This window comes from Legionella resiliens (assembly GCF_021344005.1).
In the GTDB taxonomy this organism is placed as follows: domain Bacteria; phylum Pseudomonadota; class Gammaproteobacteria; order Legionellales; family Legionellaceae; genus Legionella; species Legionella resiliens.
Window position 1 is genome coordinate 826,067 of record NZ_JAJTND010000001.1, and the last position, 16,040, is coordinate 842,106.

Consider the following 16,040-nt stretch of genomic DNA (forward strand, 5'->3'; position numbering starts at 1 on the left):
GCTGAAAGGGGATTAAAATATGGCGGATGTGACGGTTAAACAATTAGCCCAAGTCGTTGGTATTCCGGTTGAACGCTTATTGAACCAGTTACAGGAAGCAGGTTTGTCTTTTTCTGATGACCAACAGACTGTGAATGAAGAGCAAAAACGGATCCTACTTAATCATTTGAAGAGAACTTCTCTCCGTGATGTCAATGTTTCGCCGGAAAGAATTACTTTGAGAAGGAAAAGCTTATCACGGGTTACTGTCGGCCATGACGCTCATAGTGGAAAAACTGTGAATGTTGAAGTACGTAAGAAAAAGGTATTTGTAAAACGTACCCCAATAGTAGAGCAACCTGAAATTGAAGAACCTGATGTTATGCCTGAAGAAAATCGGAGTGTACTCGAGCAACATCCTGCTGAAGTTGTTTCTGAAACTCAATCTGTATCTGAAACATTTCCTGAGACAGAGGAACATGTTGGGGAAACTGCTGCAGCTATTGAGGCAGTTGAAGCAAAAGAGCAACTCGAATCGGCAGAGAAGCCAGGGGATGAGGGGACTAAAGAGCACCTGGGATCCCATAGTGAAGAATCTCTTGAAAAAACAAGCACACCTGAAGAAATCGCAGAACTTCCTAAAAAAGAAGATCACAAACTGGAAAAGCCATCTAAAAAGAAGCATGTAGAACAAGTAGTTGAATCTGATGCGTCAGACTTTAGAAAAGTGAAGAAAAAACCTAAATATCAATCCGCTTATGATCGAGATGAAGAAGAGCAAGAAATACATAGACGCGGCGGGCGTAGTAAATTTAAAAAGCGTAAAGGCGTTGAGAAGTCAGACAAATTAAGAGAAGCCGAAGAATCATTAAAACATAGTTTTGCATTACCCACTGCTCCTGTAGTAAAAGAAATTTTGGTACCCGAAACCATCACTGTTGCTGAGTTAGCAAAAAGAATGTCTGTAAAAGTTGCTGAGGTCATTAAAGTGATGATGTCACTCGGAGCAATGGCGACTATAAACCAGGTTATTGACCAAGAAACTGCGGTTATTGTAGTAGAAGAGATGGGCCATAAAGCACGAATCATTAAAGAAGATGCCATTGAACTAGGTCTAGGAGAGTCCATTACTAAAGGCAGTCATACAGAATCTAGAGCACCTGTAGTTACAATTATGGGGCACGTGGACCACGGGAAGACTTCGCTACTTGACTATATTCGCCGCACTAAAGTTGCTATTGGTGAAGCTGGTGGTATTACGCAACATATTGGTGCATACCACGTGAGTACACCCAAGGGCGATATTACTTTCTTAGATACCCCAGGTCATGCTGCATTTACAGCGATGAGAGCTCGAGGTGCACAGGTCACGGATATTGTTATTTTGATTGTTGCTGCAGATGATGGAGTGAAGCCGCAAACTATAGAGGCAATTCAACATGCGAAAGCAGCGAAGGTGCCGATTATTGTTGCAATTAACAAAATGGACAAGCCAGATGCGGATCCTGAACGTGTCATGAATGAATTAACAGGACATGAAGTCATTCCAGAAGCATGGGGTGGTGATACCATGTTTATCAATATCTCTGCGAAGTCAGGTGTGGGTATTGATGATCTGCTTGATGCAATATTGTTACAATCTGAAGTTTTAGAACTGACCGCAGTTACTGATGGTGCCGCTAAAGGTGTTGTCATAGAATCACGTTTGGATAAAGGTAGAGGCCCTGTAGCAACGGTATTGGTACAGAGTGGAACGCTCCATAAAGGAGATATCCTGCTTGCCGGATTCCAATATGGCCGCGTACGTGCTCTTGTTGGTGATAATGGAGATATGGTTGATTATGCTGGTCCATCAATTCCAGTCGAGGTTCTTGGTTTATCAGCAATTCCTCATGCTGGAGATGAAGCAGTTGTTGTTCCTGATGAGAAAAAAGCCAGAGAAGTTGCCCTGTTCCGTCAAGGTAAATTCCGTGATGTAAAACTAGCCAGACGTCAGAAATCAACTATTGAAGGCATCATGGAAAATATGGCTGCTGGTGAGTCCAAAGTGCTTAACGTTGTACTTAAAGCAGACGTTCAGGGTTCTCTGGAAGCCATTTCAGATGCCTTAGTGAAGTTATCTACAGATGAAGTTAAGGTGGAAGTTATTTCAAGTGGTGTTGGTGGTATCACTGAATCTGATGTTCACTTGGCTATAGCATCTAGTGCAATTTTAGTTGGGTTTAACGTTAGAGCAGATAGCAGTGCTAAGAAATTAGCGGAACATGAATCAGTGCAACTACATTATTACAGTGTCATTTACGATATTGTTGATCAGATTAAAGGTGCATTAACTGGAATGCTTGCGCCGCAATTCAAAGAAGAAATTATTGGTATTGCAGAAGTTCGGGATGTATTCAAATCACCAAAAATTGGTGCGATTGCTGGGTGTATGGTCGTTGAAGGTGTTATTAAGCGAAATAACCCTATTCGTGTGCTGCGCGCCAATGTGGTAATCTATGAAGGAACTTTGGAGTCATTACGAAGATTTAAGGATGACGTGGTAGAGGTTCGCCAAGGGTTTGAATGCGGCATTGGAGTCAAAAATTACAATGACGTGAAACCAGGTGATCTTATTGAAGTGTATGAAACAGTAGAAATTAAGCGTGATTTATAAACATGGGGCATAATTTTAAACGTACAGATCGTATCGCTGAGATGATTCAGCGCAAACTAGCTCAAATAATACCTAAAGAAGTAAAAGATCCGCGCTTAACAGGTTTCGTGACCATATCAGCAGTCAAAGTTGCTGCTGATTTGGGACATGCCAAAGTATATTTTACTGTCCTTAACGATGATAAAAAAACAGCAGTAGCTATTTTAAATGCTGCTGCGAGTTATTTGCGCAGTGCTTTGGCGCGAAGCATTACTTTGCGGACAGTTCCCCAGCTTCATTTTGTATATGATGAATCAATAGAATATGGACAACGCTTAAGTCGTCTCATCGATGAAGTGAATCCGCCATCCTCTGATGATAATGAACGCGATTAACCCTTTAATAAAAGATGGAATTTTGCTGCTGAATAAGTCGGAAGGAATGACCTCAAATACGGCACTCCAAAAGGCAAAAAAACTATTGGGAGCGCAGAAAGCAGGGCATACTGGAAGTCTAGATCCTCTCGCTACTGGAATGTTGCCTCTTTGTTTTGGTGAAGGAACTAAAGTATGTCAGTTTTTGCTCGATGCAGATAAATGTTATCAGACTATCGGTCTATTAGGCATCAAAACCAATACTGCTGACGCAACAGGTGAGGTAATTGCTCGTGCGGAAGCATTCACCATTTCCGAGGAAAGTTTGCTTCACGTATTGATGCAGCATACAGGTTATATAAAGCAGATTCCTTCTATGTTTTCCGCGTTAAAGCACAATGGTGTTCCTCTTTATCGTTTAGCCAGAAAAGGGATCAACATTGAAAGGACAGCACGTGAGATCCTGATTAGTAATTTACAACTTAACGCATTCGATGGAATTCAATTTTCATTAACTGTGACGTGCAGCAAAGGAACCTATATTCGTAATTTAGTGGAAGACATTGGCGATGCTTTAGGTGTAGGGGCTCATGTGACGCAGTTGCATCGAGTGCATACATCTGGTTTAGAAAATATGCCTATGTATTCGCTAGACGAATTAGAGAGTATGTCTATGTCGGAGAGAGTTGCATGCTTAATTCCTATGGATCGAGCAGTTGACCATTTTGAGCCAGTGACCCTTTCAGATGATGAACTGCTCGCAATTCGCCAAGGCAGAGTAGTAACAAATAAGCTAGAGGTAGAAATAACAGATTGTGTTCGTCTTTATGATAAAGAAGCACAATTTATTGGGTTAGGCGAACGAAATACGCAAGGTACTATTAAAGCGAAACGATTACTTTCTTTTTAATCTTTTCGAAGTGTAAATGAGATATTCTAACTAAATATGAAATTTTTTGCACAAAAATAAATTTCAGTACTTGTTTCGTTGGACATGCCTTGGTAGAATGTTCGCCTTTAAATGAATACTTAGTAGTTCCGGGAGTGTATAATGTCGCTAAGCAGCGCGGATAAAGCAGCAATTGTTAAAGAATATAAGCGTTCTGATACAGATACAGGTTCACCTGAAGTTCAGGTTTCGATCATTACAAGCCGTATCAAATATTTAACCGAGCACTTTAAAGAACACAAAAAAGATTTTCATTCTCGACGTGGGCTACAAGAACTCGTTAATAAGCGTCGTAAGTTGTTAAAATATTTAAAGCGAAACGATGATGCTCGCTATCAAAAGTTGATCCAATCTCTGGAACTTAGAGATTCTTATTGATTGATGAGCAAATACATTTCTTTAGAAATAGAAATGTACTTTTATAAAAGATACTTTAAATAAAGGCGCAATTTTCTGCGCCTTTTTTTCGTTATAATTACTTAATGAGGAAGATTACGTGGCTAAGTTTACAAAAGAAATAGCATTTGGTGACCACACTCTTATATTGGAAACTGGCGAAATTGCACGACAAGCTGATGGGGCAGTATTGGCCAATATGAATGGTACTCAAGTATTAGCTACTGTAGTTGGCAAAAAAGAAGGTGGCGAAGAAAATGGATTTTTTCCATTAACAGTAAATTACCAGGAAAAGTTTTATGCAGTAGGTAAAATACCTGGGGGATTTAACAAGCGTGAAGGTAGACCCACAGATAATGAAACACTGACTTCACGACTTATTGACCGTCCTATTCGTCCTTTGTTTCCGGATGGTTTTTGTAACGAAGTACAAGTCATTGTCACTGTACTGTCCTTAAACCCCGAAGTTTCTCCTGATATTGTGGCAATGATAGCCTCCTCCGCAGCTTTAGCTCTTTCTGGTGTTCCTTTTAACGGGCCAATAGGTGCTGCCCGTGTTGGCTATAAAGAGGGTATTTACTTATTAAATCCAAGCCGTAAAGAGTTAGAGCAATCAAGGCTGGACTTAGTTGTTGCAGGTACTAAAGATGCTATTTTGATGGTTGAATCAGAAGCAAAAGAATTAAGCGAAGACATTATGCGCGGTGCGATCATGTTTGGTCATGAAATGATGAAAAGCGTGATCAAAGCAATTGAGGAGCTCGCTGCGCAAGCAGGAAAAACACGCTGGGAATGGACTGCTCCTGAAGTCGATTCTTATTTACAAGAACGAGTTTCAGACATGGTGAAACAAGAAGTTGAATCTGCATATCTGATTAAAGACAAGCAAGAGCGTTATCAGCGACTTGATGAATTAAAAAATCAAGCAATTGCTGCATTTCAAGCTGAGAATGATGAGTTAAAAGCAGACGTTATTGGTAATATGTTTGTTGAAATAGAGCGTGCTACAGTGCGCAATCGTATTCTTGATGGTGAGCCACGCATTGATGGCCGCGATCATAAAACAGTCCGTCCTATTGCTATCCGCACCAAACTTTTAGAAAGAACACATGGCTCTGTTTTGTTTACTCGTGGTGAAACACAGGCTATTGTTGTTGCTACCTTAGGTAATGAGCGTGATTCGCAAATTTTAGATAATATTGCCGGCGAAACGAAAGACCGCTTTATGTTGCATTATAATTTCCCTCCTTATTCAGTAGGGGAAACGGGCATGGTTGGTAGTCCTAAACGTAGAGAAATTGGGCATGGCCGTTTAGCAAAACGAGCAATCATGGCTGTATTGCCTGAAGCAAATGAATTTCCCTATGTGTTACGAGTTGTTTCCGAAATCACTGAATCGAATGGATCAAGCTCAATGGCTACTGTATGCGGAACCAGTCTTGCGCTGATGGATGCAGGTGTTCCATTAAAAGCACCTGTTGCTGGAGTTGCAATGGGTTTGATTAAAGAAGGTGAGCGGTATGCTGTGTTAACTGATATATTAGGTGATGAGGATCATTTAGGGGATATGGATTTCAAAGTAGCGGGTACTGAACAGGGAATCACCGCATTACAAATGGATATTAAAATCCAAGGAATTACCAATGAAATTATGGAGCAAGCCTTAGATCAAGCCTTAGCTGGCCGCTTACATATTCTTGGTGTCATGAATAATGCCTTAGCTGAGCATAGAGAAGAATTATCCCAGCATGCGCCACGTATTACCACAATGAAAGTTGCTGAAGACAAAATACGAACTATTATCGGTAAAGGTGGAGCAACGATTAAGGGGTTAATTGAAAGTACAGGCGTGTCTATCGATATAGATGATACAGGTGTAATTCAATTATTTTCTCCAGATATGCTAGCATTGGAAGAAGCACAAAAACAAATTAAAGCATTAATCGCAGAAATTGAAGTGGGCCAAACTTATCAAGGCAAAGTAAGTAAGATTGTTGATTTTGGCGCTTTTATTAATCTTTTACCTGGAAAAGATGGGCTACTCCATATTTCCCAAATCTGCAGTGATCGATCGCAAAAAGTCGAATCTGTATTGCAAGAAGGTCAAGAGATCGCAGTATTTGTTGCTGGGATTGATAAGCAGGGACGTGTGAAGCTTGAGTGGAAAGATAAACCGCAAGCAGAAGAAACCACAACTGCTCCTGCTGAAGAAAAACATCATGAAGAAGAGCATCATGAAGCAGCTGATGTGGGCAATCGTGGCGAAGAAGAATAAGATAGTCCCTCTTCTTCAAGGAGATGCAGGGAATAATTTGATTGTAGCCTGGGCGAAGTAAAATCTAGCCCAGGAATACATGAATACGTTTTCCCTGGTTTCGCTGTGCATCACCTGAATCTTATAATACATCTCAAAAACCAATCTAACTCTACGCCTGGCCCCACGAACAAACGTGAAGGAAGGGCGTAAGCGAAGGATGAGATTGAGAGATTCAGGTGCTTGCTTCATCTCGGCTATAAATGAATACAGGAGTGGGTATTTATTTATTATGTGTCAAGGTTAAGAATTCAGCCCGACTGGTCGGATTATTACGCATATCGCCAAGCATAACTGAAGTAGTCATTACTGAGTTTTGCTTTTCAACGCCACGCATCATCATGCACAGATGTTTTGCTTCAATCACTACTGCCACACCGCGTGCGCCAGTAATCGATTCCAAGCAGCTCGCTATTTCCGTAGTTAATCGTTCTTGAATTTGCAAGCGTCGAGCGAAGTAATCAACAATACGTGCTATTTTTGATAAGCCTATTACTTTTCCATTGGGTATGTATCCCACATGACATTTTCCGAGAAAAGGAAGTAAATGGTGTTCGCACATGGAGTACATTTCGATATCCTTCACAATGACCATTTCACTCATGTCGGAATCAAAAAGCGCATCGTTGATAATTTCTTCCAAGCTTTCATTATAGCCCTTAGTCAAATAACGCATGGCATTGGCAGCACGTGCAGGAGTATCAACTAACCCTTCTCGAGTTATATCTTCACCTAGTTGTATTAGCAGTTCTTTATATAGTTTTTCCATAGTTTTTTCCTACCCCGGGGGCCAAGTCATGTGACGTCCGCCCAGTAAATGTAAATGAATGTGAAATACTGTTTGGCCGCCATCGGGATTAATGTTAAAAACTAATCGGTATCCTGTGTCACTTATTCCTTCAGTTTGAGCAATTTTCTTTGCCCCTAAAATCATTTTTCCCAACAGGGCCTGGTTTTCATCGCTGGCATCATTCAACGTAGCGATATGTTGCTTCGGAATAATCAGCAGATGTTTAGGAGCTTGCGGGTTGAGATCACGAAAAGCCATTATCTCATCGTCTTCGAAAACTACTGATGCAGGGATTGCACCTTGTGCAATTTTGCAAAACAAGCAATTCATAAGCAATCTCATTTTGATTAAAAGAGATATTATACATTGCATTACTTATAATGCGACAGCTTCTCTTTGCCTTTTGATGTGTTTTTTCGCATAATAGCCGCTTTGCAATGCAATTTTACCTTGGCCGCAATGATTTTTATAAATATGGAAAAATTCAGCAGGGTAAGAATTGTTTTATTTTTGAATTATTCCTGGCGCTTTTACAAGATAACAGGTGTTGAATAATCTAAAAGACAGATTTCCTGTTCTTTAGTTTTAGCTAAATTAAAATGTCGTTATATTTTTATTTCGATTAGAGGGGAGAAGAATAAATGAGTTTAATGAGAATTAGCAGTGGTCGTGATTTGCCCAAAGAAATTAATGTAATTATTGAAATCCCTATGCATAGTCAACCCGTAAAATATGAAGTCAATAAAGAATCTGGAGTGTTATTTGTTGATCGTTTTTTAACAACACCCATGTTTTACCCTGTCAATTACGGTTATGTCCCTCATACTCTGTCGGAAGATGGAGATCCGGTTGATGTTCTTGTGGTGACTCCAGTTCCTCTTGTAGGCGGGTCAGTAATTCCATGCCGACCAGTGGGTATGTTAAAAATGACTGATGAGTCAGGTATCGATGCTAAAATTCTGGCTGTTCCTACGAACAAGTTAACTAAAATTTATGAGTCAATAAAGTCACATGAAGACATGCCACAGCATCTACTAAACTCATTAGAGCACTTTTTCAGTCATTATAAAGACTTAGAAGAAGGTAAATGGGTTAAACTAAATGGTTGGGTTGGTCCTGATGCAGCGTTTGAAGAGATCCTGGCCAGCGTAGCTCGTTTTAATAAAGAGCAAAAATAGGAAAAGTTATATTTTTTATCTATTGTGAAAGAATTAATGGTTCTGGGTTAAAGCATTTCCGCCTTTAACCCAACTGAATGGCTGCATATCTTACAAATTACAAACATATCTAGAAAGGGCTGCAAAGTTGACTCCATCTCGCTTTCTTGGAAACCATGTGATACTTTATTTCGTGTTATAAAAGCTTGAGGAATTTCGGTGGCATACCATCTTTCTACATTATTTATCATACTGCTTTTTTTAATTCTCTTGGCTGCTTTTTTTGCAGGCACTGAAATCGGTATGATGTCGATTAATCGCTATAAGCTAAAACATCTAGTCAAGAAAGAGAATAAACAAGCGACAAGGGTGAATCAGATACTCTCTCGACCCGATCGACTGTTGAGTGTTGTATTAATCGGTAATACTTTGGCAAATATTCTGGCCTCAACAATCGCAACGCTAATCGGCCAGCATATTTATGGAGATGCTGGTATTGCTATAGCTACAGTTCTTTTAACGTTGGTTATTTTGGTATTTGCTGAAATGATACCCAAAACATTTGCGGCGATTTATCCGCAGCAAGTTGCATTTGCTACATCACTGCCTCTGCAAATACTCCAACTGATTTTTGCGCCTGTAGTGTATCTTTGTGTTTCCATGTCTAATGGGGTGTTGCGTTTATTTCGCGTCTCAATTGACAAAATACAAAAGGAATCATTGACTGGTGAAGAGTTACGCTCCGTTGTACACGAGGCAGGAGGGTTATTGCCAGTTGAACATAAAAGTATGCTGATTAGCTTACTGGATTTGGAGCAAGCTACTGTAGAAGATATTATGATTCCTAAGTCAGATATTGTGGGTATCGATATAGAAGAACCTTGGTCAGAAATCTTATATCAATTGGAAACAGCAAAACATACTCGCCTGCCTTTATACCGCGATTCAATTGATGATTTGGTAGGAATGATCCACGTACGTGATGTGTTAAATCTGGCTATAGAAAATGAGTTGGATCTTAATAGTTTACTGAAAGCAGCAGATGAACCTTATTATATTCCTGAGGCTACTTCCCTCAACATACAGATTTTGAATTTTAGAAAAATGAAAAGACGCAGTTCTTTTGTGGTAGATGAATATGGAAATATTCAGGGCTTAGTCACTATGGAAGATATACTTGAAGAAATTGTAGGCGAGTTCACTACAGATGTAGCTGCGCTTAGTCGTGATATCCTCCCGCAAAGTGATGGCTCAGTTATTGTTGATGCAGGTTTAACATTGCGCCATTTAAATCGATTGATGGGATGGAGCTTGCCTATGATAGGGCCCAAAACGTTAAGCGGTTTAATTGTTGAACATCTTGGATACATCCCTCCAGCTGAGTCATGTTTAACTATAGAAAACTATCGCATGGAAATATTAAAAGTCGGAGACAATACAATCAAAAGCATTAAGGTGTTTAAAATAAGTAAGAAGCGTAAATAAAAAATAATACGATTATCCTAGAAAAGGCAGTTTGAAACCTATTTTAGCTTGTGCAGGAGGTTCAAACTGTCTTTTTAGGATTATGTATCAGTTTCTTTTAAAGTGATTACCTGGGCAGTAAACATATAACCACCATTGCGGATGGTTTTAATTAATGCCGGTTTTTTTGCATCAACCTCTATTTTCTGTCGAAGCCGACTTATTTGTACATCAATTCTTCGATCAAAAGGATTGAGATCACTGTTTTTAGTAATGTGTAATAGAAGTTCCCGATCCAGGACTCGTTGGGGTTGCTGTACAAAAGTAAGTAGCAAGTCATATTCGCCAGCGCTTAGCGATAATTCTTCATTGGTATTATCACGAAACACTTGCCTTGATGCAGGATACAGCCGCCAATTGGCAAAAAGAAGAATTTCTTTTTCATGCTCAGATTGTTGTTGTGCCCGTAAGACGCGCCGGTTAATTGCACTGACTCGTGCATGAAGTTCTCTTGGTAATAACGGTTTTATAATGAAGTCATCGGCTCCAGCTTCAAGTACTTTAATACAGGCTTCTTCGTCTGCAACATCATTGATAATGAGTAAAGGTACAGGATAGTTTGTATAGAATTGATGAAGTGCTTGGGCGTCGTTCTTTAAAATAGACCAATTAATCAGAATTGCAATAGGTTTCCCTAACCCATTTTGAACGGGAATTAAGTGATTTTGTTGGATGATGTTTATATTAAATTGTGCAAAATATTTCTTGAGATCCTCACTCACAGGATCGTTATCAATAAATAAAAGATAACTAGGTAGTGGCATTAATGTAATTCCAGTTTGCTTCGCGGTATTCGCTATAATTTTGGCAAGATTAGTATCGACTTGCAATTATTTTCGCTATTATTCTAAGAGTTATTGGCTCCATTTTCTATCCCCGCTGGAAATAGGCTTCATGATTGACTCGATAGAGTATTAAATGTTCTAGCTGAAACACAGTCAACACTAGGATGATGTTTAGGAGAAGGATGATGCAATACAGGGCTAAGTTTTCAATTTCCACGAATGAAGTTCCTCTACCCTCAACACAATTGGACCAATTATTTTCCAAGTTACAGTTTAATATATGGTTGGAGGGATTCGTAAATTTTTTGAATAAAAGTAATACGGCCCCCATTGAATCGGTAGCTGTAGTGTATGACTGGAATATGGAACAGCTATACGCTGCATTAGATTATTTTTCTAATTCAAAATTCATTGGTTTGGTTAATGCAATTTTCTTCTATAAGATGCATCCCGATCAATTATATACTGATGCAATTCATCCTGAAAAACTAATTTCAGTTCAGATGCGTTTGGAAGTATTACATTATTATATCGAGTTATTGCAGCAAAAATTGTATGAAGTGGCTTTGCAAAATGAATTAACTCCAGGAGTTGATTATTTTTTGCATGATGAGGAATTACCCCCAGGTATTATAATCGAAACAAATGAAGAGGTTAGGCAACTAATCCAAACAGCTGTTAAAGGATTAAAACTAAACTCGAATTTAACTCCTACGAAACGAGCGATTGATGGTTTGCATGACCTTAGGCGGGCTTATAAATTTTGGTTTAATCCAGATCGTTTCATTGATGCAGTGAAGATGTTACAACAAAATGTATTATCCGAGATCTTGGGACAACAGCGGAGCTCAATTATTCTCCAAGAAAAACTGGTGAGCTTATATAGCCAGCTGACTACTACGGATTGTCTGGATTTGTATGGGTATTTTGCCAATAATGATACGCACGATTTACTCTATACGTTTTTTAATATCGCTAGAGGTGGTACTTTTGAATGGTTGCCATTATTGAATAGTGAGGAAAAAACAGCGGTAATAGAGGTATTTAATACCATATGCTGTGTCATTGAAGCGTTACGTATTGAATTAAGAAAAAGGCATCTTCTTACTGAACCTTATCGGTATGATTTAACAAAACCCAACATGGAAATAGAACAGCGATATCGTAATGCAGTCCTTAGAGTAATTAAAATTTATAAACGAAGTCATGTAATTCCTGGAGATGTTATTGAACAGTTATTTCAATATATGGAACAGGCTGATTGAGTACGGAGGAGTGCACCGTAAAGAAGAGGTTATCGGTTTTTAAATTTTTGAAACAACAAAGGATTTTAGGAACTATCCAAAGTTCCCTAACAAGATATAGTCTTAGGGGGTTAATTTTTGCCTTAAATAATTAGCCCTTTTTTTTCTTTCCTTCTAAGAACAATATATGCAAATATTTAATAATTAAGGCACCAAGTTTTCTCTGTCTACCCGATTTAGTCAGGGGAATACCAATCTTTCGCGAAATTTTAGCTTTCAGGGCAGAGATGCCGATCAGCCTTTTCCAAGAAAAACCGCCCAGATTCATATTCAATCTCCCTCATCATTAAATTGAGTGAGTATACTTGTTTTTCTTGGTTTAAAGTAAAAATAAAATAATTTAATTGTTTTTTATTCTTGCTCGTGAGATGGGCTATTTATATGCCAATTATAAATATAACTGTCGATGCTATTGATGTGTTTCAGTTGGCTTAATAAGGGTTCTTTTGCAAATTGTAATAAATGAAAAATTACATATTGTTTGGTTCCGCCAAAATCTTCTTCATACCAGTCATATAATTTAGAGATAATCAACTTTCCTTCGATAACATTTACTCCTCTAAGGGAATTAACGTAAGCTGATGCAGCTTGGTTTAATTGTTCTTCAATGAGTTTACCCTGATAGACTTTTCTACTCAAATTTGGGGCCCCAATAGTCCCATTGTTTACAGCATAATGAGTGCGGGGATCATTCCAAATGGCTCGAATGATGCGATTATTAATGTCATCTAATGTTAAAGTAGTATTTTTAATGGTGATAAGATTCGCTCCCCAGGGCCCTATACTGAATAATCCTGGTGAAATATTAATTTCCTGAACCGAAGTAACCGGATAATAATTTGCTATAATTTGTACAGTCAAAGCATTGTATACATTAATCCAATAAGCTAATTGTTCATCGCGGTTGTAATTATTAATATTGATTTCTGACATGCTTTTTAAATAATCTTTAAGCAAATTCAGGTCTGTTTGTGTCATGTGCGTGTAATCAACCAGATTGATGTTTTCTTCATTAGTGACAATGCGGCGATTTAGGAAATCTTGCCAAAGTTTATGAGAAATAGCTTCTGTTGATAAAGGATTATTTACCTCCCATTTGGGCCATAAACTTTTGTAAAAAGATGCATGCGCCAGTCCAGAAACGAGAAGCATCAATATGAAAATATATTTATTACGGAGTACTGTTTTAAACATTAATTATTGCTCTATTGCGAAGGGCATTTCCTATAGTATTGCCATCCAAAAACTCTAATTCTCCTCCAGAAGGAATGCCATGCGCCAATTGGGTGATGTTTAGTGACACATCACGCAAAAGCTGGTGAATAAAATGAATGGTGGTCTGCCCTTCTACACTAGGGCTTAATGCTAATATCACTTCTTTAATTTCTTCTTGAATAATGAGATTTTTAAGTCTCGGTAACCCTATGTCTTCTGGCCCTAATCCATCCAATGGGGATATTTTCCCCATAAGAACAAAATACTTACCTTGAAATGCATTACTTTGTTCTATGGCAGATACATCAGCAGGACTTTCTACAACACAAAGCAAGGATGAATCCCGATTTGGGTTTTGGCAGAGGCTACAAAGTTTTTGTTCTGTATAGTTGGCACAACGTTCACAATGATGAATATTGTTCATCGCTTGCTCCAGGCATGATGCAAGGTGTAACCCTCTCTGTCTTTGATGCTGGAGTAAATGAAATACCATACGTTGTGCTGATTTTGGACCTACGCCTGGTAGACAGCGTAGCGCTTCTACCAGACGGTTTAACATATCCATCTTTAGGATTATTCCTTATCACCTTTATCGCCGCCCATTAAATCAGTTGGAATATTTAGACCTGCTGTTAATTGACTGATTTTTTCTTTAGATGCTTTTTCAATTTTTCGTACTGCATCATTAATTGCTGCGGCAACTAAATCTTCCAACATTTCTACATCTTCTTCCATCATTGTCGGTTTGATCTTCACTTCAGTGGCATCATGTCGGCCATTCATTTTAATAACTACCATGCCGCCACCTGCTTCACCAGTAACAACTAATTGACTTAATTGTTGTTGCGCTTCTTGCATACGTTGTTGCATTTTTTGCGCTTCTTTCATCAGGTTGCCAAGATTTTGATTCATATCCATTATTAAGGCCTCATATATTTAATTTAAATTCGATATATTATAAGTCATCTTTCAGCGGGACAATAGAATTTTTGACCAATTCTGCTGAAAATTCTTGTTGAAGTTGCTGAAACATGGTGTCATTGTTTAATGCAGCTTCGGCTTTGAGTTGTTTTTGTTGCATTGCTTGTTCTTTTTGCTGTGCCGGAGAGGATTGAACTGACTCATCAGTGTTAAGAATAACTTTCACTTGATTTTTATAATATTGAGCTAGTGCCATTTCAAGACGGGAGAGTATCGTCGGGGTAAACAAAGATTGGTGCCCTTTGGCAACACGTAAAGTGATTTCTCGTCCATGTTTTCCAACTAATTCCGCATTTTCAGCTGCATTAAGCGCTAAGCCGGTAAGTTTGAGATGAGGAATAATACTTGCCCAGTCGCTATCTTCCGGGTTAGTGACCTGCGTTTGTTCTTCCTTTTCTTTATCATCTGAATTTGGATTTGGCTCAGAATTTGCCGGATTTTGTATTTGCTTTTCTGGAATGCTTGAAGGGGCCGGTTCTTGCATAGGAACAGGCGGCTGCAGCGTAGATGGCAAGGTAGTTTTGTAGGATGCTAAAGGTGGAGGCGCTCCTTTAGGCACTGGCCTAAAAGTTAGCATCCGCAACACGGTCATATTAAAGCCAATGATTAAAGTCGGGGCTAGATGAATTTCTTCGCGTCCTTTAAGTCCAATTTGATAAAACAGCTGTATGTCTTCGGCCGGAATGTGTTGTGCTAGAGATATAATTTCCGGTGGAGGGCTAATTAGTGGATTATTATCTCCAATAGTTTGGCATATAGCTATTTGGTGAAGATAGTTAAGCAGCTCATCCAGAACATACTGAAAATGTCCCCCTTCTCTTGAGATACATTGGCTGATCTTTAATACAGCAGAAGCATTTTGCTCCGCCAGAGCACGTAGCATCTGTAGGGCATAATCGTGTTGAGTATAACCTAGGATCATTTTGACATCATTTGCCTGTAATTGGGTATCGCAACTCGTAATCGCTTGATCCAGAAGGCTTAATGCGTCACGCATGCTGCCTCGAGCAGCCTGAGCCAATATGTCTGCAGCTTGAACTTCAAAGTCAAGTTGTTCTTCCTTAAGGATCAGTTGTAAATGATGACTGATTAACTCCGTAGGCAAGTGCCTTAGATTAAATTGTAAGCAACGAGATAAGACGGTTACAGGAAGCTTTTGCGGATCTGTTGTAGCTAAAATAAATTTAACATGTGCAGGCGGTTCTTCCAGCGTTTTAAGAAGAGCATTAAAACTATGCTGTGAAAGCATATGCACTTCATCAATTAAATAGATTTTAAAACGGCCAATGGCTGGTGCATACTGTACGTTATCTAATAAATCACGGGTATCCTCAACTCGAGTTTTAGATGCACCATCAATTTCGATTAAATCGATAAAACGACCCTGTTCAATAGCGTTACAAATAGTACATTGTAAGCAGGGGGCTGAGCTAATACCTTTCTCACAATTAAGTGATTTAGCTAAAATGCGGGCAATACTGGTCTTTCCTACACCGCGAGTGCCGGTAAAGAGATAGGCATGGTGTAATCGCTGCTGATTCAACGCATTGATTAATGCCTTATTTATGTGGTCTTGGCCAACCAGTTGGGAAAAGGTGCGTGGTCGCCATTTACGGGCTAGTGCCAGATAGCTCATA

General features: G+C 39.0%; 15 protein-coding genes and 2 pseudogenes. 9 read left to right on the top strand and 8 right to left on the bottom strand.

The genetic code is table 11. The annotated features are described in order from the left end of the window. Positions 1 to 19 precede the first annotated feature (19 nt). The 6 genes and pseudogenes from LXO92_RS17255 to pnp all read left to right on the top strand — a co-directional run. Positions 20 to 368, top strand: a pseudogene (locus LXO92_RS17255) (translation initiation factor IF-2 associated domain-containing protein); the annotation flags it as partial. 248 nt (positions 369 to 616) lie between these two features. Then, a pseudogene (gene infB / locus LXO92_RS03565) lies at positions 617 to 2,635 on the top strand (translation initiation factor IF-2); the annotation flags it as partial. Positions 2,636 to 2,637: 2 nt separating this feature from the next. Then, positions 2,638 to 3,009 carry a 30S ribosome-binding factor RbfA gene (gene rbfA, locus LXO92_RS03570; protein ID WP_182351374.1) on the top strand — a complete coding sequence of 124 codons (372 nt, stop codon included), beginning with the start codon at positions 2,638 to 2,640 and terminating at the stop codon, positions 3,007 to 3,009. Beyond that, on the top strand, positions 2,996 to 3,898 hold the full coding sequence (truB, locus tag LXO92_RS03575) for a tRNA pseudouridine(55) synthase TruB (protein WP_182351375.1): 903 nt from the start codon (positions 2,996 to 2,998) through the stop codon (positions 3,896 to 3,898). Before rbfA ends, truB begins: the two co-directional genes overlap by 14 nt. Positions 3,899 to 4,039: 141 nt before the next feature. After that, on the top strand, positions 4,040 to 4,315 hold the full coding sequence (rpsO, locus tag LXO92_RS03580) for a 30S ribosomal protein S15 (protein ID WP_182351376.1): 276 nt from the start codon (positions 4,040 to 4,042) through the stop codon (positions 4,313 to 4,315). Positions 4,316 to 4,433: 118 nt separating this feature from the next. Then, positions 4,434 to 6,608, top strand: a complete 2,175-nt coding sequence (gene pnp / locus LXO92_RS03585) for a polyribonucleotide nucleotidyltransferase (protein WP_182351377.1) — start codon at positions 4,434 to 4,436, stop codon at positions 6,606 to 6,608. A 262-nt stretch (positions 6,609 to 6,870) separates the two neighbouring features. On the opposite strand, the gene folE is transcribed toward pnp, so the two are convergent. Further along, a complete protein-coding gene (gene folE, locus LXO92_RS03590; RefSeq protein ID WP_182351378.1) occupies positions 6,871 to 7,416 on the bottom strand; it encodes a GTP cyclohydrolase I FolE in 546 nt (181 codons plus the stop codon). 9 nt (positions 7,417 to 7,425) lie between these two features. Next, positions 7,426 to 7,767 (bottom strand): histidine triad nucleotide-binding protein, encoded by a 342-nt coding sequence (locus tag LXO92_RS03595; protein WP_182351379.1) that lies wholly within the window; start codon positions 7,765 to 7,767, stop codon positions 7,426 to 7,428. A gap of 311 nt (positions 7,768 to 8,078) precedes the next feature. On the opposite strand from LXO92_RS03595, the gene ppa reads away from it, so the two are divergent. Further along, the gene (gene ppa / locus LXO92_RS03600) at positions 8,079 to 8,615 is read left to right on the top strand and encodes an inorganic diphosphatase (RefSeq protein WP_182351380.1); all 537 of its coding nucleotides are present in this window, start codon (positions 8,079 to 8,081) and stop codon (positions 8,613 to 8,615) included. A gap of 198 nt (positions 8,616 to 8,813) precedes the next feature. Further along, positions 8,814 to 10,079 (top strand): HlyC/CorC family transporter, encoded by a 1,266-nt coding sequence (locus LXO92_RS03605; protein WP_182351381.1) that lies wholly within the window; start codon positions 8,814 to 8,816, stop codon positions 10,077 to 10,079. Positions 10,080 to 10,159: 80 nt separating this feature from the next. Here LXO92_RS03605 and LXO92_RS03610 read toward each other — a convergent pair whose 3' ends face one another. Continuing rightward, the gene (locus LXO92_RS03610) at positions 10,160 to 10,882 is read right to left on the bottom strand and encodes a winged helix-turn-helix domain-containing protein (protein WP_182352716.1); all 723 of its coding nucleotides are present in this window, start codon (positions 10,880 to 10,882) and stop codon (positions 10,160 to 10,162) included. Between the two features lie 203 nt (positions 10,883 to 11,085). Between LXO92_RS03610 and LXO92_RS03615 the strand changes: the two genes are divergently transcribed. Then, a complete protein-coding gene (locus LXO92_RS03615) occupies positions 11,086 to 12,168 on the top strand; it encodes a hypothetical protein (protein WP_182351382.1) in 1,083 nt (360 codons plus the stop codon). Positions 12,169 to 12,298: 130 nt separating this feature from the next. On the opposite strand, the gene LXO92_RS03620 is transcribed toward LXO92_RS03615, so the two are convergent. The 5 genes from LXO92_RS03620 to dnaX form a co-directional block, all read right to left on the bottom strand. Beyond that, the gene (locus LXO92_RS03620; protein WP_182351383.1) at positions 12,299 to 12,475 is read right to left on the bottom strand and encodes a hypothetical protein; all 177 of its coding nucleotides are present in this window, start codon (positions 12,473 to 12,475) and stop codon (positions 12,299 to 12,301) included. Between the two features lie 83 nt (positions 12,476 to 12,558). Continuing rightward, positions 12,559 to 13,401: a DUF547 domain-containing protein gene (locus LXO92_RS03625; RefSeq protein ID WP_182351384.1), complete on the bottom strand. Its 843-nt coding sequence runs from the start codon at positions 13,399 to 13,401 to the stop codon at positions 12,559 to 12,561. After that, a complete protein-coding gene (gene recR / locus LXO92_RS03630; RefSeq protein ID WP_182351385.1) occupies positions 13,394 to 13,987 on the bottom strand; it encodes a recombination mediator RecR in 594 nt (197 codons plus the stop codon). Before recR ends, LXO92_RS03625 begins: the two co-directional genes overlap by 8 nt. Positions 13,988 to 13,995: 8 nt before the next feature. Continuing rightward, entirely contained in the window at positions 13,996 to 14,340 is a 345-nt protein-coding gene (locus tag LXO92_RS03635; protein WP_019232941.1) for a YbaB/EbfC family nucleoid-associated protein, read from the bottom strand. Positions 14,341 to 14,377: 37 nt separating this feature from the next. After that, positions 14,378 to 16,039, bottom strand: a complete 1,662-nt coding sequence (dnaX, locus tag LXO92_RS03640) for a DNA polymerase III subunit gamma/tau (protein ID WP_232890393.1) — start codon at positions 16,037 to 16,039, stop codon at positions 14,378 to 14,380. Position 16,040 lies beyond the last annotated feature (1 nt).

Excerpts from the sequence above, each read along its gene's own strand:
- rbfA (WP_182351374.1), top strand. The coding sequence starts at position 2,638 with ATGGGGCATAATTTTAAACGTACAGATCGTATCGCTGAGATGATTCAG.
- truB (WP_182351375.1), top strand. The coding sequence starts at position 2,996 with ATGAACGCGATTAACCCTTTAATAAAAGATGGAATTTTGCTGCTGAAT.
- rpsO (WP_182351376.1), top strand. The coding sequence starts at position 4,040 with ATGTCGCTAAGCAGCGCGGATAAAGCAGCAATTGTTAAAGAATATAAG.
- folE (WP_182351378.1), bottom strand. The coding sequence starts at position 7,416 with ATGGAAAAACTATATAAAGAACTGCTAATACAACTAGGTGAAGATATA.
- LXO92_RS03595 (WP_182351379.1), bottom strand. The coding sequence starts at position 7,767 with ATGAATTGCTTGTTTTGCAAAATTGCACAAGGTGCAATCCCTGCATCA.
- ppa (WP_182351380.1), top strand. The coding sequence starts at position 8,079 with ATGAGTTTAATGAGAATTAGCAGTGGTCGTGATTTGCCCAAAGAAATT.
- LXO92_RS03610 (WP_182352716.1), bottom strand. The coding sequence starts at position 10,882 with ATGCCACTACCTAGTTATCTTTTATTTATTGATAACGATCCTGTGAGT.
- LXO92_RS03615 (WP_182351382.1), top strand. The coding sequence starts at position 11,086 with ATGATGCAATACAGGGCTAAGTTTTCAATTTCCACGAATGAAGTTCCT.
- LXO92_RS03620 (WP_182351383.1), bottom strand. The coding sequence starts at position 12,475 with ATGAATCTGGGCGGTTTTTCTTGGAAAAGGCTGATCGGCATCTCTGCC.
- LXO92_RS03625 (WP_182351384.1), bottom strand. The coding sequence starts at position 13,401 with ATGTTTAAAACAGTACTCCGTAATAAATATATTTTCATATTGATGCTT.
- recR (WP_182351385.1), bottom strand. The coding sequence starts at position 13,987 with ATGGATATGTTAAACCGTCTGGTAGAAGCGCTACGCTGTCTACCAGGC.
- LXO92_RS03635 (WP_019232941.1), bottom strand. The coding sequence starts at position 14,340 with ATGGATATGAATCAAAATCTTGGCAACCTGATGAAAGAAGCGCAAAAA.
- dnaX (WP_232890393.1), bottom strand. The coding sequence starts at position 16,039 with ATGAGCTATCTGGCACTAGCCCGTAAATGGCGACCACGCACCTTTTCC.